Source organism: Prevotella sp. S7 MS 2 (assembly GCF_000762865.1).
Taxonomy (GTDB): Bacteria; Bacteroidota; Bacteroidia; order Bacteroidales; family Bacteroidaceae; genus Prevotella.
Genome location: NZ_JRPT01000081.1, coordinates 1 through 7,407, shown reverse-complemented (window position 1 = coordinate 7,407; position 7,407 = coordinate 1). Strand labels below are relative to the sequence as shown.

5 protein-coding genes and 1 pseudogene are annotated in these 7,407 nt (G+C 39.4%); all 6 read left to right on the top strand.

Annotated elements, in window-relative coordinates; all coding sequences use genetic code 11:
- Nucleotides 1–1,030 precede the first annotated feature (1,030 nt).
- The 6 genes and pseudogenes from HMPREF0671_RS10835 (at nucleotide 1,031) to HMPREF0671_RS11830 (ending at nucleotide 7,387) form a co-directional block, all read left to right on the top strand.
- Nucleotides 1,031–1,432, top strand: coding sequence for a hypothetical protein (locus HMPREF0671_RS10835; RefSeq protein WP_036900511.1), 402 nt, complete (start codon nucleotides 1,031–1,033; stop codon nucleotides 1,430–1,432).
- A gap of 856 nt (nucleotides 1,433–2,288) precedes the next feature.
- On the top strand, nucleotides 2,289–2,726 hold the full coding sequence (locus tag HMPREF0671_RS10825) for a DUF6078 family protein (RefSeq protein WP_036900519.1): 438 nt from the start codon (nucleotides 2,289–2,291) through the stop codon (nucleotides 2,724–2,726).
- Nucleotides 2,707–4,863: an RHS repeat domain-containing protein gene (locus tag HMPREF0671_RS11835; protein WP_231725617.1), complete on the top strand. Its 2,157-nt coding sequence runs from the start codon at nucleotides 2,707–2,709 to the stop codon at nucleotides 4,861–4,863. Before HMPREF0671_RS10825 ends, HMPREF0671_RS11835 begins: the two co-directional genes overlap by 20 nt.
- On the top strand, nucleotides 4,850–5,401 hold the full coding sequence (locus HMPREF0671_RS10815; protein ID WP_036900505.1) for a hypothetical protein: 552 nt from the start codon (nucleotides 4,850–4,852) through the stop codon (nucleotides 5,399–5,401). Before HMPREF0671_RS11835 ends, HMPREF0671_RS10815 begins: the two co-directional genes overlap by 14 nt.
- A 14-nt stretch (nucleotides 5,402–5,415) precedes the next feature.
- Nucleotides 5,416–6,954: pseudogene (locus HMPREF0671_RS12110) on the top strand (RHS repeat domain-containing protein); the annotation flags it as partial.
- Nucleotides 6,938–7,387, top strand: coding sequence for a hypothetical protein (locus HMPREF0671_RS11830; protein ID WP_156431055.1), 450 nt, complete (start codon nucleotides 6,938–6,940; stop codon nucleotides 7,385–7,387). The pseudogene HMPREF0671_RS12110 and the gene HMPREF0671_RS11830, both read left to right, overlap by 17 nt.
- Nucleotides 7,388–7,407 lie beyond the last annotated feature (20 nt).

Sequence of the window (7,407 nt, the reverse complement as noted above, 5' to 3'; positions counted from 1 at the left end):
AGTTTCTTTCTCCTTCTTTCTTTTGCAATGCCTCAAAGAACTCTTTATTCTTGTTTGCAAAGATATAAATTTTTGACAAGAAGGTATACGGATTTCAAGAAATTCATAGAAAACTTCACTGTATGAAATTGAAGAAAGACCGAGAGAAAAATTAAACTTTTCTACACCAAAACGAGAGTTCTTCAAACATGTTTTGTAATTTTGCACTTGCTGGTTGACTCTACGTCAGGGAAGAACTTCTGGAAGAATTGGAAAAGCAACCAATATAATATTTAATCATGACTCATCAGAAAGGACTTGGAAGAATGTTGTTAAACAATTTTTTGGATTAGAGAAACCATAACTATGAAAGTTGCTATATATGTATTATGCCTAACTGCGATTTTGTCGTGCACTTGCCATACATCCTATCAAGAAAACGAAGATTGGACAAAAGATAGTATTGGGACTTTGAATTTAAGGAGTAAAGAACTTGCTGAAAAAATAATCAAGGAGCATTCTTTATATAGAGAATGCTCCTCTAAATTCATATGTGTTTTTGGAAAGCCTAACTGTCGAGAAACTACACTTTTTACAGACAAACTGATATATATAGAACGCATGGGAGGAGACTTTATTCCAAATGCTAATAGGGACACCTGTTTTATTAGTTTTAATTTTAAGATGGGAAGGTTTGTGGGTATAGATGAGTCCTGCGAGTAGTATAATGATTCAAAACGGGAGTTGTCAAAACAATCACCTGATTTTCAAAAGGCTTTTTTCAATATTAAGCATAAAGGCTGGGATAAATTCCCTGCCTTTTGCTATTTTTGTAACCCAAAACAAAGAAAAATGAATATACGAGAACGCATCGGCACTTTGCGCTCCAGATTGGAAGTGAAAAACTCAAGTTTTCAACACCAAACAAGAGTTTTATAAAAGGATTGACTATTTTTGCACTTGCTGGTTGACTCTACGGGAACTTTAAACCCAGACAAACGTAAAGTTCTACAGAGTGACATAGATATGCTCCATTTAGAAAAATTAAATTATGACAAAAATGGAAGATCACAACTTGGAAGTAGCACAAGTGCTTTTTGGCAATAAATTCTTTAATATATTAACTTGTTGCATTCTCTTTGTATCTTGTACTCCGAAGAAAAACCATAATATAACAATATCTAAAGAGAGGTTGTATGGGGAATGGGTGTTAATGAGAGGCGAAAAACAGGTTAATTATCCTTATATTGAATTTTTTGACAATGATAGTGCTGTTTTCCATTCACGCGCAGATACAATATATCAATTTACATTTTCCATAAGAAAAGACTCATTATATCTTGTAGATATTTATGGGAAGAAATATGTAAATAAAATCATGGAACTAAATGACAGGAGTGTAATATTTGAAGGTATTGCGGATGTCACTAAGACTCAAGTATATGAAAAATGAATGATTATATTTCAGATTAGGTAATGTCGCAAATCGGGCGTTGTCAAAATAAAAAGAACAACAAACGTGGCACACAAACGACAATGCACGACAGCGATAAGAAACATTAAAAAAAATAGAAGCGGCTTGCAGGAGATTTGAAGAAGCTGCGATAAAGCATGCTGAAGCAACAGAAACAGGTAATTATGCACAAGCAAACAAAAGCTATCAGGTAATAGCTAAAAGTGCTCGTTATTTTAAAGAGACAAATAGCCTAAAGCAATTGTCTAAACTTCTATATAGCGAATCTGTTGGTGCTCGCATGTGGGCTGCAACATATCTTTTGGCTATTTTTGAACGCAATGCTATGCAAATATTGCAAAGTATTGCAAGTAGTAATAATATTCACTCGCTAACAGCTAAAATGACTATAGATGAGTGGGAAAAAGGGACCCTAGTATTATAACCCAGTAATGCTCCAAATTGGGAGTTGTCAGAATAACTACTCGATAATCAATTTGGTTCTAAATAATTAGGTATAAAGGTAGGGATAAGATTCTCTGCCTTTTGCTATATTTGTAACCCAATACAAAGAAGAAATGACCTTACGAGAACGCTTCGGCACTTTATGCGCCAGATTGGGAGTCGAGTTCCTATGTCCGCATTGCAGTTCAACGGAAATTATCAAAAGTACGAAGAATAGCATGAACAAAAAAGATGAGAGCAATAAATCGGAAAGGATGACGTTAAATAGTTGATAACCATCAATATGGAGGTCTATGGATAAGTCGGAAATCACATCAATATCCTTGCCGGTATCGGCAAATATAAATAAACGCTTGCAAAGCAACTGTCAGGAAATGAAAGACAAATGACAATGGAATACAAGAGTTTTACATACAACATGGTACCGCCCCTTTTTGCAGTCTGCTTCATCGAAGGCTGTCCGCAGGCGCCCACCTGCCTAAGACATTTTGCAGGAACATTCATACCCAGTGTCATTCACACGGGTTCTGCCGTCTATCCCACAGCATTGAACACTGGAAAATGCGCCGAGTTCAAACCGTTGCGGATCATGCGCGGAGCATGGGGATTTGATACCATCTTTGCTGAAGTGAAACAAAAAGACAGCACGAGGCTGCGCAACGACATCAAGCAGTTCTTGGGCGGACATGGCACCTATTATCGCTACTACAATGGCAGCCGCCTGCTCACTCCCGAACAGCAGGAGTGGATTATCAGTCTTTTCCGCAACTATGGATATACGGACAATCTCACATTTGATCACTACGAGGATGTTTACGATTTCTCCTAACTATTTCCGAGATAGACTACCGCACCCTGGTACTGTCGATACCGTATTGTTATATTACCAGTACCACATTGCGGTAGTAACAGTACCGTATCTTGGTACTCATAATGACAGTATCGACCGTCTCGTCAAAGTAACCGACATAGCGAGTAACATGCTTGGCGTAAAGAACAATGCTCCACTCCCACAGAGCGGCAAGGCTGGCGGACAGATGAGCTACAGCTATACGTATGACCCATTGTATCGTTTGGCAAGCGCAACAGGTACTTATAAGGGAACGGACAATAAAGCCGCTTCTTATACGTTATCTATGGGCTACGACAATATGCACCGTATCACGAGCAAGAAGCAACATCTCTCACAGACAGGTGTGCAGTTCGAGGGCACGCTCAATGCAGGCTATGACCTGACCTATATCTACGGTAGCAGTGAGGGCAAGAAGTTCCAATTGGATAACGTGCGTGATCTGAACTACCGCACGGAAGCAACACCTACCGACAGTACGACCATCAACAACGGTCACAAGTACGAGTACGATGCCAACGGCAACCTCGTCTATATCAACACGAGCCGTGTGAAGAAGGACGGCAAGGAAGACGAAAAGGCCAGCGAACAGAAGTACCGCTGGGATGAAGAGAATCGTCTTCTTGCTACTGATGAGAACGGTTTTGTAGCTAACTATTGGTATGATGCAGATGGTGAGCGCACGGTGAAGTCAAGCGGTGAGAACGAAGAGATTTACGTGAACTCCGACTTCTCAGGCGGACGCACCAATACGGCAAAGTTCTCATTGTACGTCAGCCCTTACCTCGTTGCAGGACAGGGCGGCAAGTACACCAAGCACATCTACATCGGTAGTCAGCGTGTCGTTTCCAAGATTGGCGACTTCGACTCTTACGGCTCTGATCCACGCCGCATCCTGTATGCAGGTAGTGAGACTGATGGCCTGTCTGTTGATTATAAGGTTAAATATACTCAACAGTTGCAGGTTATCAAGGATAATTATGCAACCTTTGCAGTGCCGTACAATGGCGAGGACAACAACGACTATGTCGATGGCAAAGGCTTCTGCTGCAATGACGGCAGTTTGGAGGCGGCGCAGGCACGTGTTATGGCACGAGCAGCGAAGAACAACTTCCAAGAAGGCGATGCATACGAGAAGATGCAGTTCTACTACCACCCAGACCACTTGGGTAGCAGTAGTTACATTACCAACCTTGACGGTGAGGTGGTGCAGCATATAGAGTATGTTCCTTTCGGCGAGGTCTTCATCGAGGAGCGCAACAGTGTATGGAACACGCCCTATCTCTTCAATGCAAAAGAGTTTGATGAGGAAACAGGTCTGTACTACTACGGTGCTCGCTACTATGATCCACGTCTAAGCCTTTGGATGTCAACAGATCCGATGGAGTTGATATATTCTTGGATTTCGAGTTATTGTTACACAACAAATAATCCAATTCGTTACTCTGATCCAAATGGGAAGGAATATGATGAAGTAGTTGATGATAACTCTATCACCCTAAGAGCGGTAATTTTTGCCACAAAGGATTCATATAAAGAAGCGCAAGTTTCGGCTGGGATTCTCAATAACCAAAGTGGTAAGTGGACATATGATTTTACTGTAAAGAACGGATCTGTTAAAGAGGAGCATAGCCTTGATATTAAATTTGATGTTACTGTGGAATTAGTTGAGCCACAAGAGGGCTATCCTGCGAAAGCTGCGCTTCAAAGTGCATTGACAAGTTCGGATAGAACTTGCCTGAATGCATTCCAAGTAGTTTCCGATGATAAACTAAAAGAACTTGTCAATGGAAGTACTATGGGAGGAAATTATATAGAAGTAAAGGAATCCAGACAAGGGACTGAAACAGGTGCTCATGAAATAGGTCATGCTATGGGCCTTAAACACTCTTCAAAAGGTCTTATGACAGCAGAATCGTCTAATCCTTCACGAAGCAGAAATTTAGACAGAGGCAGTGTTAAGGATATGATTAGCTATCCCCTAAAAGGGAAGGTTAACAGTGAGTATGACCCACATAAAGGAGCAGATATCCCAACTGGTAAAGGTACTCTTATAAATAATTCCAAATTTACTGTCCAGCAGCTAAAAAAAGGAAAAGTTAATGAAAAAAAATAATATTATGCAAGGCTTCTCCAATGCACTTATTAATATGATGGCACTTTTCAGTGCCATCATATTAAACTCATGTGTATCTACTCAATACAACATCAATCAAAACATCCCACCCAAAGAAGCATGTGCTTTTGTTTTAGATACGATTCATATTAATAATCCAGTCATTATTGAATATAACAATATTCGATATGTTGTTGACACTCCAAACGTAGACTCTATACCTCAAAAGGATATATATGCCTATTTAGACTCTACCTTCCATTACTTGTTAGGAGATAATATATTTTATGATCTTCCAAACTTTCTATATGACAAAGTCATTAAGTTTTATAATGATGAAGTCTGTGAGTATGTCATTGATTCAAATAGAAAAAATTATAATATATTATATTTCAAGACGCATCCAAAACGCTTTATCTTAGTCGCCTTAAATATAGCTTATTATAACAAAAAACATTCTTCAATAGATGCACTGCAATTCATTCGATCTGATTCGCCATTAAATACGTATGTTTTAATTGCTTATCCCATTGTATGAACGATGATGAGGCAATAAACACGAGCCGTATGATGAACGACGGACATAGGGACAACAGCGTCGGTGAGCGCAAGCTCATCTGGGACGAGGAGAACCGCCTGCTTTCAGTGGACGACAACGGCTTCGTGTCCAACTATTGGTATGACGCCGACGGTGAGCGTACCGTAAAGACCTCCGGCGAAAGCGACCAGGTATATGTCAACGGAGTATTCTCCGGCGGCTCGACCAACACAGCCAAGTTCTCGCTCTACGTCAGTCCTTACCTTGTCGCAAATCAGGGTGGCCGCTATACCAAACATATCTACGCAGGTTCGCAGCGAATCGTGTCGAAAGTAGGCGATTTCGCCTCCTACGGTTCAGACCCGCGCCGCATAGAGTATGCCGGAAGCGAGACTGACGGACTGTCAGTTGACTACAAGTCCAAGTACGCCGCACAGCAATTGGTTATCAAAGACCACTACCAGTTCTTTGATGTTCCCTACAACGGATCGGACAATAACAACTATGCCGACGGTGAGGGATTCTGCTGCAACGACGGCACATTGGAGGCTGCACAGGCCAAGGCAATGAGGAAGGCCCAGAGCCGCGCGGTTGCCAAGTCCTTCAAAGACCCCGATAACTACGAGAACCTCCAGTTTTTCTATCATCCTGACCACTTAGGCAGTTCAAGCTTCATCACCAATCTTGACGGTGAGGTGGCTCAGCATATCGAATATGTGCCATTCGGCGAAATATTTATCGAAGAGCGCAACAACACTTGGAACACACCTTACCTCTTCAATGCCAAGGAGTTTGACGAGGAGACGGGAATGTACTATTATGGTGCAAGGTACTATGAGCCGAGGTTGAGTCTTTGGATAAGTGTGGATCCGATGGAAGAAAAATATCCCAATATTGGAGGATATGTATATTGTGTAAATAATCCTGTGAAATTTGTGGATTTGGATGGAAGAGACTGGATACTATCAGTAGGTAACAGAGTTTATTGGTATGGAGGAAAAGTTGGAAATAAAAAACATTTAATGTACACTTTTAAAGCCACATCTGGATATAAGGGGTTAGATACGAAAGGAACTTATTGGAATCTTCAAAAAGCCAAATATCAAAATGTTAGGAATGGGGGGCCTACAGCTGAAGGTACATATCACATAAACCTCAAACCAGATCCTAATCGAGTAGCAGAAACTGATACTAAGACTGGTGCATTAAAAAAGAATCCTAGTGGTGGCATAGAGAAAATTCCTGATTTTGTAGAAAATCCCAATAAACGTGGATATGGCTGGACATATGAAGAATGGGGAAAGAATAGAGCCTCGTTAACTCCAGACAAAGTAACAGGTGCTACAAATGAAGAAAGAGATAATAACTCATATTATTTTCATGATTCTCAAAAAGGATATTCGCATGGTTGTACAGAAGTAGAAACAGAGTTGTTTAATAAGCTTAATGATTATCGAAAAGCAGGACATGATAGAATTGATGTAATAGTGAAATACCTTGGTCCAAATCATTCAACAAATGGAGGAACAAAGAAAAATGAGAAAAACAAATAATTTATTGTTATTGTTATTATTATTGTTTAATTTCAATAGTTCTTATTCACAAGTAGATTTAGATAGTATAAAGATTAAACCTATCAACAAAGTTTATTCTATTTCAGACACTATTTCACTTTCCCTTTATAATAAGAGCAGTGAAAAAATTTATATGTTGATTTCTTTAGAGAAAAAAAGGGGAAGGGAGTGGAAGTTATATTTATCTGATATTTTTCAAAAAGATAGTATTTTTATGGTAAAGAATATTTTATATTTGAATAGCTTAGAGAAAAGAAATGAATATTGGAAAATTAAAAATAATATGTATCATAAGAAAAATAAAAATTTATATAGATTTTTATTTCATGTAGGAACTTCTCCAGATCGATTATCTCTTGTTAGATATTCAACAGTCTTTTATGTGGGTAATGCTCCAAAAAGGGAGTTGTAAAAATAATCACTGCAAGTTAC